This is a genomic window from Nonomuraea insulae (assembly GCF_042656245.1).
Window position 1 is genome coordinate 1 of sequence record NZ_JBHSPA010000065.1, and the last position, 20,253, is coordinate 20,253.

General features: G+C 72.8%; 19 protein-coding genes. 6 read left to right on the forward strand and 13 right to left on the reverse strand.

Annotated features, from left to right (window positions below; genetic code table 11):
- Positions 1-1,508, forward strand: a 1,508-nt coding sequence (locus ACFPZ3_RS47280; RefSeq protein ID WP_379520970.1) for a LuxR C-terminal-related transcriptional regulator, incomplete at its 5' end; no start/stop codon positions are given.
- An 8-nt stretch (positions 1,509-1,516) separates the two neighbouring features.
- Here the strand turns inward: ACFPZ3_RS47280 and ACFPZ3_RS47285 are convergent.
- Complete coding sequence (locus tag ACFPZ3_RS47285) at positions 1,517-2,041, reverse strand: alpha/beta fold hydrolase (protein WP_379520971.1); 525 nt, start codon at positions 2,039-2,041, stop codon at positions 1,517-1,519.
- Between the two features lie 209 nt (positions 2,042-2,250).
- Between ACFPZ3_RS47285 and ACFPZ3_RS47290 the strand changes: the two genes are divergently transcribed.
- The 3 genes from ACFPZ3_RS47290 to ACFPZ3_RS47300 all read left to right on the forward strand — a co-directional run bounded on the left by ACFPZ3_RS47290 (position 2,251) and on the right by ACFPZ3_RS47300 (position 5,794).
- The gene (locus ACFPZ3_RS47290) at positions 2,251-3,690 is read left to right on the forward strand and encodes an FAD-dependent oxidoreductase (RefSeq protein WP_379520972.1); all 1,440 of its coding nucleotides are present in this window, start codon (positions 2,251-2,253) and stop codon (positions 3,688-3,690) included.
- Positions 3,691-3,798: 108 nt separating this feature from the next.
- Complete coding sequence (locus tag ACFPZ3_RS47295) at positions 3,799-4,344, forward strand: hypothetical protein (RefSeq protein WP_379520973.1); 546 nt, start codon at positions 3,799-3,801, stop codon at positions 4,342-4,344.
- A 91-nt stretch (positions 4,345-4,435) separates the two neighbouring features.
- Entirely contained in the window at positions 4,436-5,794 is a 1,359-nt protein-coding gene (locus ACFPZ3_RS47300) for a M14 family zinc carboxypeptidase (protein ID WP_379520974.1), read from the forward strand.
- A 35-nt stretch (positions 5,795-5,829) separates the two neighbouring features.
- Here the strand turns inward: ACFPZ3_RS47300 and ACFPZ3_RS47305 are convergent, their stop codons facing one another.
- Genes ACFPZ3_RS47305 through ACFPZ3_RS47315 form a run of 3 tightly spaced genes read right to left on the reverse strand, consistent with a single transcriptional unit; the run spans position 5,830 to position 8,056 of the window.
- Complete coding sequence (locus tag ACFPZ3_RS47305) at positions 5,830-6,288, reverse strand: MaoC family dehydratase (protein ID WP_379520975.1); 459 nt, start codon at positions 6,286-6,288, stop codon at positions 5,830-5,832.
- Positions 6,285-7,157 carry an amidohydrolase family protein gene (locus ACFPZ3_RS47310; RefSeq protein ID WP_379520976.1) on the reverse strand — a complete coding sequence of 291 codons (873 nt, stop codon included), beginning with the start codon at positions 7,155-7,157 and terminating at the stop codon, positions 6,285-6,287. The genes ACFPZ3_RS47305 and ACFPZ3_RS47310 overlap by 4 nt, the downstream gene beginning before the upstream one ends.
- Positions 7,154-8,056, reverse strand: coding sequence for an SDR family oxidoreductase (locus ACFPZ3_RS47315; protein ID WP_379520977.1), 903 nt, complete (start codon positions 8,054-8,056; stop codon positions 7,154-7,156). Before ACFPZ3_RS47315 ends, ACFPZ3_RS47310 begins: the two co-directional genes overlap by 4 nt.
- An 88-nt stretch (positions 8,057-8,144) precedes the next feature.
- Between ACFPZ3_RS47315 and ACFPZ3_RS47320 the strand changes: the two genes are divergently transcribed.
- Positions 8,145-8,987 (forward strand): PaaX family transcriptional regulator, encoded by an 843-nt coding sequence (locus ACFPZ3_RS47320; RefSeq protein ID WP_379520978.1) that lies wholly within the window; start codon positions 8,145-8,147, stop codon positions 8,985-8,987.
- An 83-nt stretch (positions 8,988-9,070) separates the two neighbouring features.
- Entirely contained in the window at positions 9,071-9,484 is a 414-nt protein-coding gene (locus tag ACFPZ3_RS47325; protein WP_379520979.1) for a proteasome activator, read from the forward strand.
- Between the two features lie 100 nt (positions 9,485-9,584).
- On the opposite strand, the gene ACFPZ3_RS47330 is transcribed toward ACFPZ3_RS47325, so the two are convergent.
- The 9 genes from ACFPZ3_RS47330 to ACFPZ3_RS47370 all read right to left on the reverse strand — a co-directional run bounded on the left by ACFPZ3_RS47330 (position 9,585) and on the right by ACFPZ3_RS47370 (position 20,253).
- Complete coding sequence (locus ACFPZ3_RS47330; protein WP_379520980.1) at positions 9,585-10,751, reverse strand: serine hydrolase domain-containing protein; 1,167 nt, start codon at positions 10,749-10,751, stop codon at positions 9,585-9,587.
- A gap of 170 nt (positions 10,752-10,921) precedes the next feature.
- Positions 10,922-11,503 (reverse strand): GTP-binding protein, encoded by a 582-nt coding sequence (locus ACFPZ3_RS47335; RefSeq protein WP_379520981.1) that lies wholly within the window; start codon positions 11,501-11,503, stop codon positions 10,922-10,924.
- Entirely contained in the window at positions 11,484-11,834 is a 351-nt protein-coding gene (locus ACFPZ3_RS47340) for a DUF742 domain-containing protein (protein ID WP_379520982.1), read from the reverse strand. The genes ACFPZ3_RS47335 and ACFPZ3_RS47340 overlap by 20 nt, the downstream gene beginning before the upstream one ends.
- On the reverse strand, positions 11,831-12,256 hold the full coding sequence (locus tag ACFPZ3_RS47345; RefSeq protein WP_379520983.1) for a roadblock/LC7 domain-containing protein: 426 nt from the start codon (positions 12,254-12,256) through the stop codon (positions 11,831-11,833). Before ACFPZ3_RS47345 ends, ACFPZ3_RS47340 begins: the two co-directional genes overlap by 4 nt.
- On the reverse strand, positions 12,249-14,636 hold the full coding sequence (locus ACFPZ3_RS47350; RefSeq protein WP_379520984.1) for a sensor histidine kinase: 2,388 nt from the start codon (positions 14,634-14,636) through the stop codon (positions 12,249-12,251). Before ACFPZ3_RS47350 ends, ACFPZ3_RS47345 begins: the two co-directional genes overlap by 8 nt.
- A gap of 281 nt (positions 14,637-14,917) precedes the next feature.
- A complete protein-coding gene (locus ACFPZ3_RS47355) occupies positions 14,918-16,447 on the reverse strand; it encodes a hypothetical protein (RefSeq protein ID WP_379520985.1) in 1,530 nt (509 codons plus the stop codon).
- Complete coding sequence (locus ACFPZ3_RS47360) at positions 16,447-17,448, reverse strand: hypothetical protein (RefSeq protein ID WP_379520986.1); 1,002 nt, start codon at positions 17,446-17,448, stop codon at positions 16,447-16,449. The genes ACFPZ3_RS47355 and ACFPZ3_RS47360 overlap by 1 nt, the downstream gene beginning before the upstream one ends.
- Positions 17,448-18,428, reverse strand: a complete 981-nt coding sequence (locus ACFPZ3_RS47365) for a protein kinase family protein (RefSeq protein WP_379520987.1) — start codon at positions 18,426-18,428, stop codon at positions 17,448-17,450. The genes ACFPZ3_RS47360 and ACFPZ3_RS47365 overlap by 1 nt, the downstream gene beginning before the upstream one ends.
- Positions 18,418-20,253 carry a hypothetical protein gene (locus tag ACFPZ3_RS47370; protein WP_379520988.1) on the reverse strand — a complete coding sequence of 612 codons (1,836 nt, stop codon included), beginning with the start codon at positions 20,251-20,253 and terminating at the stop codon, positions 18,418-18,420. Before ACFPZ3_RS47370 ends, ACFPZ3_RS47365 begins: the two co-directional genes overlap by 11 nt.

The window sequence follows — 20,253 nt, forward strand, 5'->3', positions numbered from 1 at the left end:
CCGCCTGGCTGGCGGGCCAGCCGGGACGCGCGCACGAACTGCTGGACGAGGCCGCCGGGTACGCCGCCGAACCCCTGCTCCTGGCCAGGGGCGTCCATGTGCGAGGGGCGATCGAGGGATTGTGCGGCCGTCCGGACACCGCGTACGCGATGCTCGTCGCCGGGGCCGAGCCGATCGCCGCGCGACACCCCGGCCAGGCCGCCCGCATGCTGGCCGAGGCGGGCCGCCTCGCCTGGACCGCCGCCGACCTGCCGAGACTGGCCGAGGCGGGGCGCCGGCTGGCGGCCCTGCCCTCGACGGAGGGCGCCGCCGCCCCCGGGGCCACGCTGCTGGTCGGGCTGGCCGCGCTCCTGGAGGGGGACGCCGAGCAGGCCGCCCGCTTTCTGCGTGCGGGCCGCGCGCTCGCCCAGGCAGATCCGGACAGCCTGGGCCTGGTGGCCGGGGCGGCGATGTTCGTCGGTGACGACGCGGCGGCGCTCGACCTGTTCACCACCGCCGCCGTCCGCGCCCGCGCCGCCGGCGCGGTCAGCGTGCTCCCCCTGATGCTCGCGCCGCTCGGCGCCCTCCAGATGTGGACCGGCCGCTTCGCCGCCGCCCGTGCCACCGCGACGGAAGGGCTGCGGCTGTCGCTGGACACCGGCCAGGACAACACCGCCGCACACCATCGCGCGGTGCTCGCCTGGATCGCCGCCGCCCAGGGCCGGGCGGAGGAATGCCGTACGGAGGCCGCCGCCGCCCTGTCCCGCGCCATCGGCCAGCGACTCGGACCGCCGGCCGGGATCGCGGCGTGGGCGCTGGCCCTGCTCGATCTGGGCGAGGGCCGGACGGAGGAGGCGTTCGACCGGCTGACCGCCCTGGCCGACGCCGGCCCGGGGGAGGGCCACCCCGTGGTCAAGATCTTCGCCGCCGCCGATCTGGTCGAGGTCGCCGTACGCACGGACCGCCCAGAACGCGCCACGGCCGCCCTGGACCTCCTCCAGTCCTGGGCCGACCCCGCCCGGTCCCCATGGGCGCACGCGCTGGTGGCCCGCTGCCGCGGCCTGGTCGAGTCCGCCGACGCCCACTTCACGCAGGCGCTGTCGCTGCACGCCATGGCCGGCCGCCCCTTCGACACCGCCAGGACCGCCCTGCTCTTCGGCGAGACGCTGCGCCGCCGCCGGCGGCGGGCCGAGGCGCGGCGTCACCTGCGCCTGGCGTGCGAGACCTTCGAACGGCTCGACGCGACACCCTGGGCCGAGCTCGCGCGGGCGGAGCTGCTGGCCACCGGGGAGACCGCCCGCAAGCGCGATCCCAGCACGGTCGCCGATCTGACTCCGCAGGAACTGCAGATCTCGCGGCTGGTGGGGGAGGGCGGGACCAATCGGGAGATCGCGGCGCACCTGTTCCTGAGCCCGCGCACCGTGGACTACCACCTGCACAAGGTGTTCGTGAAGCTGGGGATCTCGTCGCGGGGGGAGCTGGTGCGGCTCTCCCTGGAGGACCCCGGGCTCCTCGACGACGGCCGTTGACCCCTGCCTCAGCCGGGGCGGGTGGCGGCCGAGGACAGGAACGCCACCAGCTCCGCCACGACCCCGCCGCCGGGGGTCAGCCGGTTCGCCTGGCCGGAGAGCAGCAACACCGGGCAGGCGAGGCCGCCAGGTTCGCCGCGGGAGCCGCCACGCGGCACGGTCACGCCGCGGAGAGCCAGCCGGGTGACCCGCTCCGGCATGGCCAGAGCCGTTCGCAGGGCGATTCTGCCGCCTAAGGACAGCCCCGCGAGCGTGACCGGGCCGAGAGCGCAGGCGTCGAGGAACGCGCCCAGCCACGACGCGTACCCGGCCACGGTGGGCACGGTCGTCCCCAGCGGCGTGCCCCCGTACCCGGGCAGGTCGGGCGCCGTCACCCGCGCGTGCCCGGTGAGGGCCGTCCAGACCGGCTCCCACGCCCGCCGCGCGTCGTCCGCCCCACCGCCGTGCAGGAGCACCAGCTCCGGGCCCGTACCCGCGCGATAGGCCCGGACGAGGGAGCCGGCCACCGTGAGCACCGTCTCGTCATGCCGCATCGGACGACTCTGCGCCCGGCCAGGAGCGGCTCGCATCCGTGGTTTCACCGGTCCCGCCACTCCTGATCCGCCGGAGCCGGCCGACGGCGTCGCGGGGCCACCGGTTGTTCCTGGCGGCCCCACCGTGGGTAGCACTGTGTACTTCACCGATTCGAGTGACCTCGTGCCGGGCGCACGGTGGTGGGACCGAACCGGAGGGAAGATCCGTGATGAACCCGACCGACGTGATCGTCGTAGGCGCAGGACCGACCGGCCTCATGCTGGCGTGCGAGCTCGCCCAGGCCGGTGTCCGCTGCCGGTTGCTGGAACGGCGTGCCGAGCAGCCCAACATCACCCGGGCGTTCGCCGTGCACGCCCGTACGCTCGAACTCCTCGACGCCAGAGGCCTGGCGGACGACCTGATGCCGCACGGCGTGCCCATTCGCGGGCTCCAGCCCGTCCCAGGCGCCACGCTGGATCTGCGGAAGCTGGAGACCCGCTACCCGATGCTCCTGATCGTGCCGCAGAGCGGCACCGAGCGGGTGCTGGAGGCGCGTGCCCATGAGCTGGGCGTGGAGATCGTCCGGGGAGCCGAGGTCACCGGGCTGCGGCAGGACGCTCGCGGCGTGGTGGTGGAGCTCGCCGACGGCCGTACGGAGACGGCCGAGTACGTCGTCGGCTGCGACGGGGCGCACAGCAAGATACGGGAGCTGGCCGGCATCGACTTCGCCGGCAAGCAGTACGAGACGCACATCCTGCTGGCCGACGTACGGCTGACAGAACCGCCGGGGGACACGCTGTTCGCGGCGACCGGCCCCGAGGGCGTGGTGCTCATGATCCCGTTCGGGGACGGCTGGTTCCGCGCCATCGCCTGGGATCGGCTGCGGGAGCAGGTGCCGCTGGAGGTGCCGTTGCCGATGGCCGAGATGCGCGACGCCTTCCGCCGGATCGCCGGGACCGACTTCGGGATGCTGGAGCAGCGGTGGAGCTCGCGGTTCCTGAGTGAGCGCAGGCAGGCCAGACGGTACCGGGCCGGCCGGTTGTTCCTGGCCGGTGACGCCGCTCACGTGCACTCGCCGCTGGGCGGGCAGGGGATGAACACCGGGATCCAGGACGCGATGAACCTCGGCTGGAAGCTGGCGGCGGCCGTCCGGGGACAGGCGCCCGCCGGGCTGCTGGACAGCTACGAGAGCGAGCGGCACCGGGTGGGCGCGCAGGTGCTCGCCCTGACCGACGCCTTCAACCGGCTCGTGCTCGGCCGGTCGGCGATCCGCCGCGCGGTGCGGGGCGTGACGATCCGGCTGCTCCTGCGGTTCGGCCCGTCCCGCCGCCTGCTGGCCGGGCGGCTGACCGGCCTCGGCATCCACTACCCCGCCACCAGCCGGCACGCCCACCCGTGGACGGGCCGCCGCATGCCGGATCTGGCGTGCGAGGGAGGGCGAGTGTACGAACTGCTGCGCGACGGACGCCACCTGCTGGTCGACACGACCGGGGCCGCCGGGCGGAGCGTGGGGAACGCGGTCAAGGCCGTGCGGTACACGGGACCGGCTGTGCCCGGCCTGCCGGGGGCGATCCTGGTCCGGCCGGACGGTTATGTGGCCTGGGCCGGCGCCGCCGCCAGGGACCTGCCCGCCCATCATGAACAGGCGCTGACCAGAGCCGAGAGGTGAGGCTATACCGGAAAGAACGCCTCCGCACCTTGTTAGATACCAGGTGTCCGATCAGCGCGGGTTCTTCTATGTTTACGGTGACCATACCTCCCGAAGGAGCTGTGCACCGTGAAGAGACTTGTCGAAGGAACCCCGCTGCGCGCCGGCCTCGTGGCGGCCGTGGCACTGGCGGGCGGGCTCCTGACCTCCGCCCCCGCCGGTGCCACCGCCGCCACGAGCCAGAGCGCCGTCACCACGGTGACCGTGTCGGCCGAGTCGGCCGCGGCGGCCCGGCCGAGTAACGGCAGGATCCTCTACGACCGCATCAGCGGTGGCCGCGGCCACCTGAAGGTCAAGAACGGCACCTCCAGGGACGCGGTCGTCGCCCTGGTCAGGGGGAAGAGCAAGGCGATCAGCGTCTACGTCCGCGCCCGGTCCACCGCGACCGTCAGGGACGTCAGGGACGGCACCTACCGGATCTACTTCACCACCGGCACCCGCTACAGCGTGTCGAAGGGCAGGTTCACCCGGAGCCCCGCCTACGCGCGCTTCAACGACCGCCTGAGGTACGTCACCACGTCCAGGTCCGCGACCATCTGGACCCTGACCCTCAACAAGGTCAGGAACGGCAACGCGAAGACCACGTACGTCAACCCGAAGGACTTCCCGGCCTGATCCGCCGGAACGCCGCGTGCGGGCCGACCTGCCATGACCGGCCCGTACACGGCCATGGGACGATCAGCTGGAAATGTGTGCACACTGGGTTGTGCTCGATCGTCTTACCGAAGAACTCGCCACCGTCCCCGACTACACCCGTTTCGCCACCGTCGACGAGGTCCACGACGGCCTCGCCCGGCTCGCGGACGACCATCCCGGCGTGGCCACGCTGCGTCGTGTCGGCACCTCCCGCCTCGGCGACCCCCTGCTCTGCCTGACCGTGGGCGACGGCCCCCGCCACGCCATCGTCGCCGCGGGCCCGCACCCCAACGAGCCCATCGGCGGCCTGACCGTCATCCACCTCGCCGCCCGCCTGTGCGCCGACGCGGAGCTGCGCCGCTCCGCCGGCTACACCTGGCACATCGTGGGCTGCCTCGACCCGGACGGCACCAGGCTCAACGAGAGCTGGTTCGCCGGGCCGTTCACCAGGGCGCACTACGGCAGGCACTTCTACCGGCCGGCCGGTGACGAGCAGGTCGAGTGGACGTTCCCGTTCGCGTACAAGAGGGCGTACTTCGACCGCGTGCTCCCCGAGACGCTCGCCCTGATGCGGCTGATCGACGAGACCCGCCCGGCGTTCATGACCACCCTGCACAACGGCGAGTCCGGCGGCGTCTTCTACTACCTGACCCGGCCCGAGCCCGAGCTCCAAGAGCTGCTCACCTCCCTGCCCGCCCTGTACGGCGTGCCGCTGCACGCGGGGGAGGCCGAGCACCCGTCCGTCAAGCAGCTCGAACAGGCCGTCTACCTGACCCCCGCCATGGAGGACGCCTACGACTACCTGGAGGCGCTCGGCCAGGACCCCCTGGAGCACATCGGCGGCGCCGCCAGCGACTCCTACATCAAGAAGTACGGCACGCTGGGCCTGACCGCCGAGGTCCCCTACTGGACCGACGCCTCCGCGGGCGACACCGGCCCGGCTGGAAAGGTCTACCGCGACGTGGTGCAAGCGCACGCGGCGGACCTGCGCACCACCTCGGAGCTCCTGGAAGGGGTGCTGGCCGCGGTCTCACCCGACCTGGTCACCAGCTCGCCGTTCCTGCGCGCGAGCAAGTGCTTCATCCCCATGGTGGCCGGGATGGCGGACACGCACGCGCACCGGGCCGGGGCCGCCGAGAACGACCGGCCCGCCACGGTCGCCGAGGTGGCCTCGTGCGCGGACACGGTGCACAGCGTGCGGCTCAGGTTCGGCGGGATGTTGCTGCGGGCGCTGGAGGGCGAGCTCGCCGTGGGCAACGGCACGTCGGCCATCAGGGCGGGGACACGCGAGCTGGCCCGCACGTACGAGGCGTGGTGCGCCGAGGCCGAGGCGACCGCGTCCGGCGAGACGATCCCGATCCGGCACCTGGTGTCCCTCCAGTACGGGGCCATCCTGGCCGGCGCGGGCCGGGCGGCCGTCTCGGCCTGACAGGCGGAAATCGCGGGCCAGGCGCGGGGTCCCGGTCAGGCGTAGTGGCGGTAGATGGCACGGGCGGCGATGGCGGGTTTGGGCGAGCCGTCGATCTCCAGGGTGAAGTCCATGAGCATCTGCACCCCGTCCCCGGGCACGTCCTCCACGGAGGCGACCTGGGCGGCCAGCCGTACCCGCGCGCCGACCTTGACGGGGCTGGGGAAGCGCACCTTGTCCAGGCCGTAGTTGATGCTCATCGACACGCCCTGGATGTCGAGCAGTTCGGTGAAGAGCGGGATGAGCAGCGCCAGGGTGAGGTAGCCGTGCGCGATCGTGCCGCCGAACGGGCCTTTCGCGGCGCGTTCGACGTCGGTGTGGATCCACTGGTGGTCGCCGGTGGCGTCGGCGAAGGTGTTGACCCGGTCCTGGCCGATCTCCAGCCAGCCGCTGTGCCCGAGATCCCGGCCCGCCAGGGCCTTGAGCTCGGTGAGCCCGTTCGCGGTGGTGGTCACTTGGCGCTCTCCTTGAGTCCGAGCAGGCGTACGGCGTTGTCCTTGAGGATCTTGGGGCGGACCTCGGGCTTGATGTCGAGCTTGTCGAAGTCGGCCAGCCAGCGGTCCGGGCTGATCACGGGGTAGTCGGAGCCGAACAGGACCTTGTCCTTGAGCAGGCTGTTGGCGTAGCGGACGAGCTGCGGCGGGAAATACTTCGGGGACCAGCCGGACAGGTCGATGTACACCGACGGCTTGTGCGTGGCGACCGCCAGGGCCTCGTCCTGCCAGGGGAACGACGGGTGCGCCAGGATGATCTTCAGGTGCGGGAAGTCCACGGCCACGTCGTCGACCAGCATCGGGTTGGAGTGCTTCAGCCGGATGCCGGCCCCGCCGGGCACGCCCGCGCCGATGCCGGTCTGCCCGGTGTGGAACAGGGCGACCGAGCCGAGCTCCTCGATCACCTCGTACAGGGGGTAGGCCATCGGGTCGTTCGGGTCGAAGCCCTGGATGCTGGGGTGGAACTTGAAGCCGCGTACACCGTGCTCCTCGACCAGGCGGCGGGCCTCCCGCGCGCCCGCCCGGCCCTTCCACGGGTCCACGCCGGCGAACGGGATCAGCACGTCAGGGTGCGCCGCGCAGCCCTCGGCGACCTCCTCGTTGGAGATGCGGGGGTGGCCGGTGGCGTGCTCGGCGTCCACGGTGAACACCACCGCGGCGATCCTGCGCTCGCGGTAGTACGCGGCCATCTGGTCGATCGTCGGCCGCTCGTGCGAGCCGAAGTAGTCGGCCGACGCGCCGAACAGCTCAGGACTGAGCGAGCTGTGGCCGTCCTTGGAGATCTCGGCGTGGGTGTGGACGTCGATCGCGATCAGTTCGTCGAGGTTCATGCGATGGGGGCCTTCGGGGCGGGGATGCCGTAGGTCTCCGGCTCGAAGGTGCTCCAGGCGGCGGCGATCGCCTCGGCGCTCCAGCCGCCGCCGGCGAACACGGCGCTCTTCTCCGCGGGGTGCGACCACAGGGCGAGCTTGTCGCCGCCGACGCCGATGGCCTGCCCGGTCACCCCGGCGGAGGCGTCCGAGGCGAGGTAGACGATCAGCCCGGCCACGTCCTCGACCGTGCCCATGCCCTCGTCCCTGCGCAACCAGCCGGGCAGCGGCCCGCCGGTGCGCTCGGCCTCCTCCAGGACCGGGGCGAAGGCGGGGATCGTCCTGGTCATGTCGGTGACGGCCACCGGCACGACCGCGTTGACCGTGACGCCGGCCCTGGCCAGCTCCATCGCCCACGTACGGGCCATCGCCACGATGCCGGCCTTGGCGGCGGCGTAGTTCGTCTGGCCGAAGTTGCCGCGCTGCCCGGCCGGTGACGAGATGAGGATCAGCCGCCCGCCCGAGCCCTGCTCGCGCATCCGCACCGCCGCCGCCCTGGCGCAGGTGAACGTGCCGCGCAGGTGCACCCCGACCACCGTGTCGAAGTCGTCGTCCGACATCTTCCACAACACCCGGTCGCGCAGCACGCCCGCGTTGGTCACCATCACATCCAGCCGCCCGAACTCCGCCACGGCCGTGTCCACCAGCCGCTCGGCGACCTCGCTGCCGCCCACCGCCCCGGCCGCCACGACCGCCCGGCCGCCGCGGCCCGTGATGGCGCCGGCCGTGCCGGCCGCCGCCTCGCCGTCCACGTCGTTGACGACGACGGCCGCGCCGGCCGCGGCCAGCGCCTCGGCGTATGCGCGGCCGAGACCGCGGCCGGCCCCGGTGACCACGGTCACCTTCCCTGACAGATCCATGAACGTCACCTCGATGCAGAACGTAGGGCAGTCTTTCGACTTGCGTCACAGTTTTGCCCAGTAACTCGAATCCGTCTACCCTCGGTTCGTGACTTTCCGCGAGGGAGACGACCCGCCGCAGTCCCCGTCCACGAGGCCTCAGTCGTTGATGTTCAGCTTCCTCGGCGTCTACGTGCTGGGCCGTGACGTCGCCGTCTACTCCGGCAGCGTCATCGACGTCTTCGCCCGCCTCGGCGTGACGGAGGAGGCGGTGCGCTCCACGCTCACCCGCATGGCCAAACGGGGGCTGCTGGCCAGGCACCGGCAGGGGCGCAGGACGTACGTCGGGCTCACCTCGCACGCCGAGGACGTCCTGGAGGACGGCCGGCGGCGCGTCTGGGAGACCGGCGCGGTCAACCGCGACTGGGACGGCGCCTGGACGCTGGTCGGCTTCTCCCTGCCCGACAGCCTCCGCAGCACCCGCCACGACCTGCGCTCCCGGCTCATCTGGGCCGGCTTCGGCCACCTGCAGAGCGGCATGTGGATCGCGCCGGGCACCAAGGACGTGAGCGCCGTGGTCGCCGAGCTGGGCCTGCGCGACCACGTCACCGTGCTGGCCGCCCGCGCCGCCGAGCCGACCGAGACGGCCGACCTCGTCAGCAGGGCGTTCGACACCGAGCAGATCGCCGCCCGCTACCACGCCTTCCTCGAACGCTGGGACACCACGGGCCCGCAACTCGGGCTGCCCGACGACCTGGCCCGCCAGCTCCTGCTGCACACCGACTGGCTGCAGCTCGTCCGGCAGGACCCGCACCTGCCCGCCGAGCACCTGCCACCGGACTGGCCCGCGATCCGGGCAGAACAGGTCTTCCGCACGCTGGCCCGCGCATACGAGCGGCCCGCGCGCGAGCTGGCCGCCACGATCCTGGACGAACTGCCCCTCCAGCCGTGATCAGTGGCGTGATCAGTGGCGTGAGCTGGGCGAACGTGGGCAGGAGGCTCGTGACCACGCTTTCGAGCCCACAGGACGCCGACATGACATCAACGCCCGATCCCGACCCGCTGGAAGCCGTCGAAGCAGAGATCGGACGCGTGAAGGAGCCCGCGAGGCTGCTGCGCGTGAGCACCATGGCACGCTCGCTGCTGGACGAGGCCCGCGGGCTCCCGCTCGACGAGCACGCCCGCGACCAGTTGCGGCACATTCACACGCGGGTGGTCGAGGAGATCGGCAACGCGGTGGCGCCCGAGCTGCGTGACGAGCTGAACCGCCTGCTGCCCCAGCAGTCCGAGACCACGCTCAGCCAGGCGGAGATCAGGATCGCGCAGAGTCAGCTCGTGGGCTGGCTGGAAGGCGTCTTCCAGGGCATCAGGATCGGGATCAGCCTCCAGCGGGCGGGTCACCAGGACCAGCCGCCGGCGGGGCCCGGCGCGGACGGCGCCTACCTCTGACGGGCCTACTTCTGGTGGGCCCACCGTCAGAGGTAGGCCCACCTCTGACGGGCCCGCTGCTGACCGTGCCTACTTCTGGCGGGCCCAGTGCTGATCGCGCCTACCCCTGGCGGGCCGCGCAGCGGTGGGTGGCCTCGATGAGGCGCCTGACCCGGTCGTCGCCGCCCTCGATGAGCTCGGTCATGCGGTTGGGCACGTAGGCGAAGCCCAGGTCGTGGTCGGGGTCGGCGTAGGCGAAGACGCCGGTGACGCCGGCGTGGCCGAAGGCGGTGGGGGAGCAGTCGCCGGGCCACATGGGGCCGCCGGGAAGCATGAAGCCGCGGCCGTAGGCGGTGTGGCAGCGCAGGACGAGGTCCATCCCGGCGGCCTCGACGGTCCTGGCCCGGTCCGCCGTCTCCGGGCGCAGCAGCCGTACGCCGTCCACCTCGCCGATGAGCGCGGCGTAGAGCCGGGCGAGCCCGGCGGCGTTGCCCGCGCCGCCGCAGGAGGGGATCTCGGCCTGGGGCATGCCCGCGAGGGGGTTGCCGGTCAGGGCGAGGCTGCCGAACGTCGAGCGGTGGAAGAGCGACGCGGGATCGCAGATCGCCCTGTTCAGCCCGGCCAGCTCGGGATTGGCCCGGCCCTGGAGGAGCTGCGCCTCGGTCGGCGGCACGAGGTCGGCCAGGTCCTTGCCGCCGGGCGGCCCGATGTACAGGTCGAGGCCCAGCGGAGCGGCGATCTCCTTGGCGAAGTACCGCCCGACCGAGAGCCCGGTGACGCGCTGGACGACCTCGCCGACCAGCCACCCCATGGTCAGGCAGTGGTACCCGTGCGCCCGCCCAGGCCGCCACGCGGGCCTCGCCGCCGCCAGCGCCTCGCTCACCGCGCCGCCCTGCTCGAGATCGGCCAGGGTCAGCGGCGGATTCACGGTCACCACTCCCGACCGGTGCCCCAGCACCCACCGCAGCGGAATCCGCTCCTTGCCCCCGGCCGCGAACTCGGGCCAGTACTCCGCCACCGGGGCGTCGAGGTCGAGCACCCCGCGATCGACCAGCAACATCGCGGCGGCGGCGACCAGTCCTTTGGTGGCGGAGGCCAGCAGCGCGATCGTGTCCTGCCGCCACTCGTCCGCCTGGCTCGCCCGCCCGCCCCACAGGTCCACGACCGCCCGCCCGCGCTGGTAGACGGCCACCGAGGCGCCCAGCTCACGGCCTTCACCGAAGTTGCGCTCGAACGCCTCGCGCACGGCGCCGAAGCGGGGCTCGCACACTCCGTGGATCTCGCTCACGCCCCCTCCTCACGCGAAGGGGGATTGCCGTGATGACCTGGGTGAACCTCCTACCCGGGGCACTCCAGGCGAAACGGCGCACCGGCGCCGCGCAGGTGGTCGGGAAGGCGGCGCCGGTGGCCATGAGACTCTTAGGTGCCCGGCGAGGGCCGCCCAAACATGCCGTATCGCTAGACGCCCTTGACCGCGTACGTGACCAGCGCGGTCAGCACCTCCTTCACCGACCCGCGACTGCGTACGTCGCACATGACGATCGGGATGCCCTCGGTCAGCCCGAGCGCCCGCCGCACCTTGGCCGGGTCGTACCTGCGGGCGCCGTCGAAGCAGTTGACCGCCACCACGAACGGGATCCCGCGCTGCTCGAAGTAGTCCACCGCGGGGAAGGAGTCCTGCAGGCGGCGCGTGTCGGCGAGCACGACGGCCCCGAGCGCGCCCAGGGCCAGCTCGTCCCACATGAACCAGAAGCGGTCCTGCCCGGGTGTGCCGAACAGGTACAGCCACAACCCCTCGCGGATGGTGATGCGGCCGAAGTCCAGCGCCACCGTGGTCGTGACCTTGGACTCCACGCCCGAGATGTCGTCCACCCCGATGCCGCGATCGCTCAGCAACTCCTCGGTGTGCAGCGGCCGGATCTCGCTGATCGTGCCGACCATGGTCGTCTTGCCGACGCCGAAGCCCCCGGCGATGAGGATCTTGATGGCCAGGGCCGAGGTGACCGTGGTCGTGCCCGGCTCAGAGACTGCGTAGCCCATGCAGCACTTCCCTGTAGATGCGTTCGTCGACCGTCTGCGCGACAGGGCGCGGGCGGTCGATGGTGACGAGGCCCTCTCGCCGCAGGTCGCCCAGGATCACCCGGGTGATGTTGAGCGGCAGCCTGAGGTGCGCGGCGACGTCCGCCACCGGCGTGGGCTTGCGGCACAGCGACAACACGGTGCGGTGCTCCGGGATCAGGTCCCCGGGGTCGCCGGCGTCGCCGGCCGTCGTGACGATGGCCACCAGGTCGAACGCCTCGCCCTGGATGTGCGCCCGGCCGCCGGTCAGACCGTACAGCCGGATGAGTGGCCCTGGATCCTCTCCGGTCACGGCCTCACGCCGTTCCAGGCCGGTGCCGGTGCCGCTCCCCTCGGATGCGAGGAGAGGTGCTCGCCGACGCGCTTGACCATCAGCGCCATCTCGTACGTGACCATCCCCAGCTCGGCGTCGGCCGTCGCGAGCACGGCCAGCCTGGCCCCCTGGCCGGCGGCGGTGACGAACAGGAAGCCCTCGTCCATCTCGATGATCGTCTGCCGTACGCCGCCCAGGGCGAAGTGCCGCCCCGCCCCCATGGCGAGGCTGTGGCTGCCGGCGGAGATGGCGGACAGGTGCTCGGCGTCCTCCCTGGTCAGCTCCCGCGAACTGCCCATGGAGAGTCCGTCCGAGGACAGCACGATGGCGTGCCGGATGCCCGGCACACGCTGGATGAGGTCGTCGAGCAGCCAGCTCAGTTCACTTCTGGGGTCAGGCATCGGCTTGGTCGTCCTTTCGATTCCACATGTCTCGCTCCTGCTTCGACTGCTGACGACCCTGCTGCCAGCCGCGTTGCATGGACGACATGAGCTGTGCGAGCTCCTCAGGAGAACGTTCCGGGGTCGCGCGCCGTTCCGAGCGCCCGTCGGTACGCAGCTGGGGAGCCAGGCTGGCCTGCGGTATCCGCATGGGCAGCCCGTCCAGGTCCTCGTCGGCCTCCTGGGCGGGAACGGTGACGCTCCAGCCGGCGGGTGGCCCCGAGGGAATGGCGGGCCCGGGAACCTGTGCCGGCACCGGGTTCGGCATCGGGTTCGGCATCGGGTTCGGCATCGGGTTCGGCATCGGGCCGCTCGGTTGCGGGGGGAAGGGGTCGGTCACGGGACTCGGCTCCGGCATCGATGTCAGTGCGGGGTCGGCGTCGAACCAGGTTCCGCGTACCGGCCGGGTCGAGCTGAGGCTCAGGCGCTGCGCCGGCGCCCCCACGGCCGCGGGCTCGGGGCCGGCGAGCAGGGTGGAGGGCAGGAGCACGATCGCGGTGGTCCCGTCGTACGGGGAGCGCCGCAGCAGGATCTTGATCCCGTGGCGGATGGCGAGCCGGGCCACCACGAACAGCCCGAGCCGGTCGGTGTCGGCCAGGTCGAACTCCGGCAGGTCCGCCAGCCGGGTGTTGAGCTCGGCGAGCGTGGCGTCGTTCAGCCCCAGGCCCCGGTCCTCCACTTCGAGGGCCAGCCCGTTGGCCGCGACCACGCCGCGCACGTGCACGGTCGTGTTCGGCGGGGAGAAGACGGCCGCGTTCTCCACCAGCTCGGCCACCAGGTGGATCACGTCGGTCACGGCGGCGCCGATCAGCAGCGGGGCGTCCGGCATCGGCGCGACGGTGACGCGGGTGTAGTCCTCGACCTCCAGCACGGCCGCGCGAACCACGTCGAACAGCGGCACCGGGTCGCGCCAGCGGCGCGCGGGGGAGGAGTCGGACAGGATGATCAGGTTCTCCGCGTGCCGCCGCATGCGGGTGGTCAGGTGGTCGAGCTTGAACAGGTCCTCCAGGACCTCCGGCTCCTCCACCCGGCGCTCCATGGTGTCGAGCAGGGTGAGCTGGCGGTGCAGCAGCGTCTGGTTGCGCCGGGCCAGGTTGAGGAAGACCTGGCCGACGCCCTTGCGCAGGGCCGCCTGGCCGACGGCCGCCTCGACCGCCGTACGTTGCACGGCCGCGAAGGCGTTCACCACGCGATCGACCTCGGCGGTGTCGGCCGGGTCGAGCGCGGGGGCCTCGGTGGCGGGGTCCACGTCCTCGCCGCGGCGCAGCCGCTCGACCAGGCGGGGCAGCCGCTGCTCTGCCAGCTCCACCGCCGTGCCCTGCAGCCGCCTGAGCTCGGCGACCAGGGACCGGCCGAACCGGTACGACAGCGCCAGCGACCCGATCACCACGACCAGGCCGAGGACCAGGACCAGCCCGATCCGCCAGTACGCCCCGGTCTTCTGCCCCTCGGCCGCCGCCGAGACCCGGGCCAGCTCCGTCTGCGTGTCCCGGTTGATCCCGCCGATGATCGCCTCGGCGTCGCGGTGCCACTCGGTCGCGCTCACCGGCGGCTCACCGTCGGTGTCCCAGCTGAACAGCTCGTCCTCCACCGCGACCAGCCGCTTGTACGGGTCGCTGGCCACCAGCCGGTCGTAGTCGGGGCGCAACTCCGGCCCGACGTCGCGCTCGGCGTTGGCGAAGACGAGCCGGCGGCTGGCCATCGCGGCCACGAACGCGGCGCGGTCGGTGGCGGTCATGTTGCGGTGCACGATCGTGGTGGTGAGCACGGCGTGCTCCCGGCCGAGGTACTCCGCCGTGGCGCTGAAGGACGCCATGCCGCGCACCCCGCGGAAGGACGAGACGTCGCTCAGCACGTCGCGGTCGCCGAACTGCCGGTTGGCCACGGCGATCAGGTTGTCGTACGCCTGGATGATGGTCAGCGGCGGCGCCAGCACGCCGCCGTCGGCGGAGGCGCGCAGCGCCTGCAACCCGTCGAGCGCCGCCACCATGGCCTTGACCTGGTCCGGGGTCTCGCCGCCCGCGGCCTCGACGTCGATGGTGCCGATGATCTGGCGCAGGCGCGCGGTCTGGGCGTCGGTGACCCGCCGCTGCTCAGCGAGCGGAGCGTAGTTCGCGGTGTTGCCCGGCGCCTCGGCCGAGAGCTGCCGTTCCTGCTGCAGCTCGACGATCAGTTGCAGCACCGGCGCCCCGATGGCCTCCCACCGGTCCTGCGTCTGGGAGACCGTGACGATCTCATCCACGCTGGAATAGGCGATGAACCCCCATAACGCCACCATGGAGACCAGCGGAAGCAGGAGGATCCTGAGCAGCTTGGTGCGAATCGGTGGGGGCGAGCTCATCCATCAAGTCCAATTCCGCGCGTGGTGATGCGCCGCTTGGCCGTCGTGAAGCCGCTCCCGCCCCCGAGGTTGCCCCCCGCTACGACCGAGTGCGCCTATCGGTCTGTTCACTATGCCGATGGGGCAGATGTACTTCAAGGTACGGATGCGAAGAATCATCGCGAATGGCGGGTTGACTCTTTGTCAACACACGGTTCGTGACCGTAATCGTGATCGTGTCACGCAAGGTGACCAAATCACAAACAAACGTTCGACCGGCCGGCCCGCCGGAGCCGGCGGGGTCAGGGGAGGATCAACGTCACGATCTGGACAACGAGCACGAGGGACAGCAGCGCGGCGAGGATCAGCCATCGGCGGTCGAGCCAGCCGCCCCCGTCCTTGCCGCCCGACGGGGCGTCCGGGTCCAGCAGGTCGCGCAGGATCGGGTTGATCTGGTTGTCGGGCAGCAGCCGCTCCAGGTCGGGGATCAGGGCCGGCAGCCGGGAACGGGTGTCGGACGGCTGGCGCGTGGCCACCCAGGCGCGGACGTCCTTGAGGATGTCCCTGGCCTCCTTGGCGGTGCCCGCCTCGGCCAGGTCGGCACGGAAGTCCTCGAAGACGTCCCGCGCCGCGAACGCCGGCGCGGGGGCCGCCTGACCCGTGGCGGACTGCGGCTGGGCCGCCGCCGGCCGCTGGGCCTGCGGTTCGGGCGCCGGTGATCGCGGCGGTTGGGATCGGGAGGCCGCCGGTCGCGATGGCTGGGGCTGCGGTTCCGGCGCCTCGGGCTGGGCCTGGAAGGAAGGCGCGCCACCAGGCGCGTGCCCGCCCGAGGCGGGGGCGCGGCCCGCGTTGGATGTGGATGTGCGGTCCGAGCTGGCGGCGCGGTCCGAGGCAGGGGTGCGGTCCGAGGTGGCGGCGCGGCCTGCCGGGGAACGCGCCGGCGGACGGGGCGCCCAAGGGTCCTCGGTCCGCGTGGCGGGGCGGGGCGCCGGAGGGTCGTACGTGGCGCTCTCCAGCCGCCGGACCCGCTCCTCCACCGGCTCGTCCCCGAGCCGCAGCCGCTTGACCAGCCCAGGCAACTGCCCCCGTACGTACGCCTCCACGACCATGGCCGCGATGTCGTCGTAGGCGTCGCCCACCTCGGGCGCCCGCAGATCGACCCGCGCCCGATGCGAGCCCTGCGACGACGGCCCCGGCCACCCCTGCAGGAAGATGACGTCGGCCCCCTGCTTGAGGTCGTCGCTCTCGTAGGTGGAGAACGTCTCCGGATAGACCCCCAGTACCAGGTCCAGGACGTCCACCAGCCCCCAGAGCTGCACGACCGCATCCCCGGGGGAGGCCACCGACAAAGGCTTGGGATATTCGCGCAGGGCCCCCGAGACGATCGGCACGAGGCCCGCCGCCCCCGCCCGCGCCTGCCGGTCGAGCGCCGGGCCTGCCTGGGCGAAGGGGTCGATCAGGCGGGCCAGGTCGAGCGGCTCCTCGTCGGCGGGCAACTGGGAGGCCCAGCCGGGGGCCAGCGCGAGCGCCTGGCGCACGTTCGGCATCGCCGAGGGGTGGGCGGCGGCGCCGCCCAGGTACGCCTGCACGTGAATGGTCCGCCTGCTGTCCGCCCCGCCCGTACGCGTGCGCGCGAGCACCACCACGCGCCCCTCCAGCAGGAGCCGGCACACGCTGACCCCCGCCGCGGGACCGGGATCGAGCCAGGGGCCGAGCTGGTGGTACCAGCCACGGGTGTCGGTGTCCTCCAGGGAGGAACGCACGGGGCCGAGCCGGGTGCGCCGCTCGTCCCACTCGAACTGGATCCAGTCAACGCGGGAGTAAAGTCCCATCAGATCCCCACCTCAGGAAAGCCGCGCAGGACGCCGGTCATGGCGAAGAGCGAGATCAGCGGCGCCAGGACGCGCCGCTGCCGGACGCCACGGGGGAAGCGCCCCTCCGCCGGGGCGGCGCCGGTCGCCGAGACGAAGTGCAGGGTGCACTTGCGGCACTTGTCGTAGGGGCTCAGCCACGCCTGGGCGCCCCGCCGGTAGAGGTAGGCGTAGGCGTCGCGGCTCTCGTCCAGGACGGCCGCCGGGTCGAGGCCGTCGGGGTCGGCGTACAACCAGGTGTCGACCGGGGCCTGGAAGCGGACGGAGTCGCTCTTGGTGATGGCGATCGCGGCGGGGATGTCCAGCCGGCCGCCGGTCTTGGGCAGCCGGTCGAGCACGGCGCGGAAGGAGTCGTCGCCCATCCTGGCCGACTTGGCAGCGGCGTCGATCACGAAGAGCAGCCCGCCGACGGCCGGCACGAACCTGGTCGCCTCGTGCGTGCTGCTGCGCAGCAGCTCGCCGGCGATGTCGAAGAAGGCCACCGCGGTGGTGTGGGTGCCGTCGTTGACCAGGAACGCGTCGGCCGGCTCGGCGGTGGCCCGATGGGCGGTGCGCGACAGGGTCTCCCGCTCGACGATCAGCCGGTTGACGTAGGTGTCCACGTACTCGGCGTGCCGCTCGATGTCCACCGCGTCGGTGGTCAGCCCGTACGGCCGCAGCCCGCCCTGCTCGATGGCGCCGACCATGGAGGCCAGCAGGTGCGTCTTGCCCGTCTCAGGCCCCCCGACCAGGCCGATCACCAGGGGACGGCCATGCCGTACGTAGGTGTAGGGCAGGTGGTGCTCCAGGCTCGGGTTGGCCACGGGGGCGGGGCAGCGCACATGGGCGGCGCGCAGCAGGTCCTCGCGGCGGGCCCCGGTCACGTGCTCCAGGGACAACCGCTGGTACTGGCCGGCAGGGGTGCGTTCGTAGAGCTCGTCCTCGCTCCAGTCGAACTCGTGCAGGCAGATCGGGCAGAGCATCACCGGGTCACCAACCAGAGGACGACGAGCAGGACGACCAGCACGGCCAGCGGAAGCCAGCGCGCCCACCAGGGCCGCCGGGGCTCCGTCGGCGGCACGGGCTGCACGACGGTCTCCCCTTCAGCGGTGGCGGCGACGCCCTCGCGCCTGGCCTCGCGCGCCCGGTCGAAGGCGGCGCGGCCCTCTTCCAGCCCGAGGTCCTGTTCGAGCGGGATGGACTGCATCGGGTCCGGCACCCGCAGCCGGGTCAGCACCTCCGGCGCCGACGGCGGCGCGCCGGAGAAGACGTCATGGATGGGCTGCAGCGCCGGGGCGGCGGCGAGGTCGGGCAGGTCGGCGATCTCGCGGCCGGTGATCGTGCGGTAGAGCACCATGCCCGCGCTCCAGAGGTCGTCGGAGGTGGAGGCCACGCCGGTGCCGGAACGCTGCGCGGGGGAGGCGTACGGCGGCTCGCCCAGCCGCAGCCGGCGATCGCCGGCCAGGGTGGCGTGGCTGAGGTCGGTGAGCTGCACGACGGCGCCGTCCCAGCGAACGGTGGCCGGCTCGATGCGCCGGTGCACGATGCCGCAGGCCGACAGGATGCGCACGGCGCGGAAGAGGCTCGCCTGCAGGGCCCGCTGCTCGGCGATCAGCAGCGACCCGAAGTGGCGGGTGACCGGCTCGCCCCGGTGATCGGACAGCAGCACGAACGGCTCGTCCGCGTCCAGGCTGTAGCCCAGCAGCCGGGGCAGCTCGGCGGGGTAGGCGCGGCGCAACCGGGTGAGCAGCCTGGCGCCCATGCGGGCCTCGTTCTCCAGCAGGTCGTAGAGGTATTCGCGCTCACGCCCCTCCGCGCGGGGCACCCGCCGCTGGATGAGCTTGGTGCCCTGGACGACGAGGGTCAGCCGGCGCTCGAAGGGGTCGTGCCACGGCTCCGCCTCCACTTCCCAGGTGACCGGGTCGCCGTCGGGAGTGTTGAAGCTCAGCGGCTCAGGTTCCATCCCCACTCCAGTTCTCCTCCACCGTGCCCGGCCGCAGCGGCACCAGGCGCAGGGTGCCGGCGTACTGGCCCGACCGGGTCCACACGACGCCGGGCGGGTTGCCCTGGCCGCGTACCGCCCTGGGGGCGAAGCGCACCGCGTACGCCTGGTGCAGCAACGCCGCCAGGTCGCGGTCGCCGCAGAGCTGCAACATCTGCCCGCCCGGCTGAGCGCTGAGCGCGCGCACGACCTGCTGGGACTGCCGCCACACCGCGTCCACGAGCTGCTGGCGGCCCGCGTCGCCGGTGCCGAAGTCGGGCCGCTCCTGCACGCCCCGGTGGACCAGGTGGTAGCGGTACTGCCGGAGCGTCTCGTCCACCCGGAGTTCCAGCCCGGACTGCGCGTCCCGGTAGTCGCCGTGCTCCAGGGAGGTCCAGCCGGGCTCCAGCCAGCCGCTCACCGCGTCCAGCAGGTCGCCGGTGATCACCTCGCGGAGCTGGCCGCCGCGGTCGCGCAGCCGCACGGTGACCTCCTCGTCCAGCGCCGGGCCGGCGGCTGCCTGGCCCGCCTCGGCCCTGCTCCAGTCCATCAGCGTGCCGGACACCTGCCCGCAGACCTCGTTCAGCACCGCGGCCAGCATGCGGGCCGCGTCGGAGGTGTGCGTACGCGCCCGCCCGAGCGTCCACTCGCTGGCCGCGACCCGTTCGAGCCGCGAGCGCAGCTCGTCGAGGGCGGTCCTGGCCGCGCCGAGGGAGAGCTGCTCACGCCACCACGCCCGCGAGCGCCGCCAGAACACGAACCGGTCGACCAGCCTGGCGGGGAAGTCGGCGGGTGCGTGCAGCGCGTTGAGCAGCTCGTCCGGGCAGATCCGCCGCAGGTCGCCGACGAAGGCCGCGCTGCCGATGGGCGCGCTGTGGTCGGCCAGCTGCCGCAGCCGCGAGACCAGCCGCGTCAGGCTCTTGCGCTCGGCCAGGGCCGCGTCCACGTCGGCGCGCAGCTCGCCGACGATCTCGGCCGAGCCCATGCCGGCCGGGGTGGCGAACCTGATGCCGTGGAAGGCCAGCGTCTCGGCGGCGGCCTCGTCGGCGTGGTCGATGTCGGAGAAGAGCCGCGCGACGGTGTCGCGGAACTCGGCCAGCGCCCGGCCCGCCGCGATCACCTCGTCGGTGATCGCGGCCCGCGCGGGGGCGGGGCTGAAGTAGCTCAGGTCGTCGAGGGCGCGGGCGGCCCGGTCCACCTGCGCGGCGGCCTGGCGGTAGAGCCGGTCCATCGGGCCCTCGGGGATGAGCGCGTCGAGGAGGTCGGCGGGCAGGTCCACGGTGCCGCTGAGCACCGGCAGCGCGGTGGCCAGCGGCGAGTTGAACGAGGCCGTGTCCTGCGGGACGGGCCCGTGGAACCGCTCGGCCACCTCGCGGAAGGCCTGGGCGAGCACCTCGGGGTCGATCCGGCCGGCCACGATGCGCCAGCCGGGCGAGGCGGTGCCGTACGGGATGTCGCCCAGGCTGTTGACCACCTCGTCGAACACCTCGGGCTGGGTGAGCAGGTCGATCAGGATGGCCTCCGAGCTCACCCCCGGCCCGTGCGCGGCCTCGCCGGTGTCGGCGTCCCAGAGGATGCCGCACGGGTCGCCCACCCACAACACCCTGCGGCTCTCCCCGTCCAGCGCCGGAGGCAGGCGCACGTCGGGCCCCACCGCCACGACGAGCACCGCCCTGACCAGCCGCGAGCTGAACACCTCCTGGAGCACCCGCTGCCCGGCGGCCAGGCGCTCGGTGTCGGCCACCACCAGGACCCGCGAGCCGAGCCGCTCCAGCTCGCCCTTGCGCAGGTCGAGCACGACGACCAT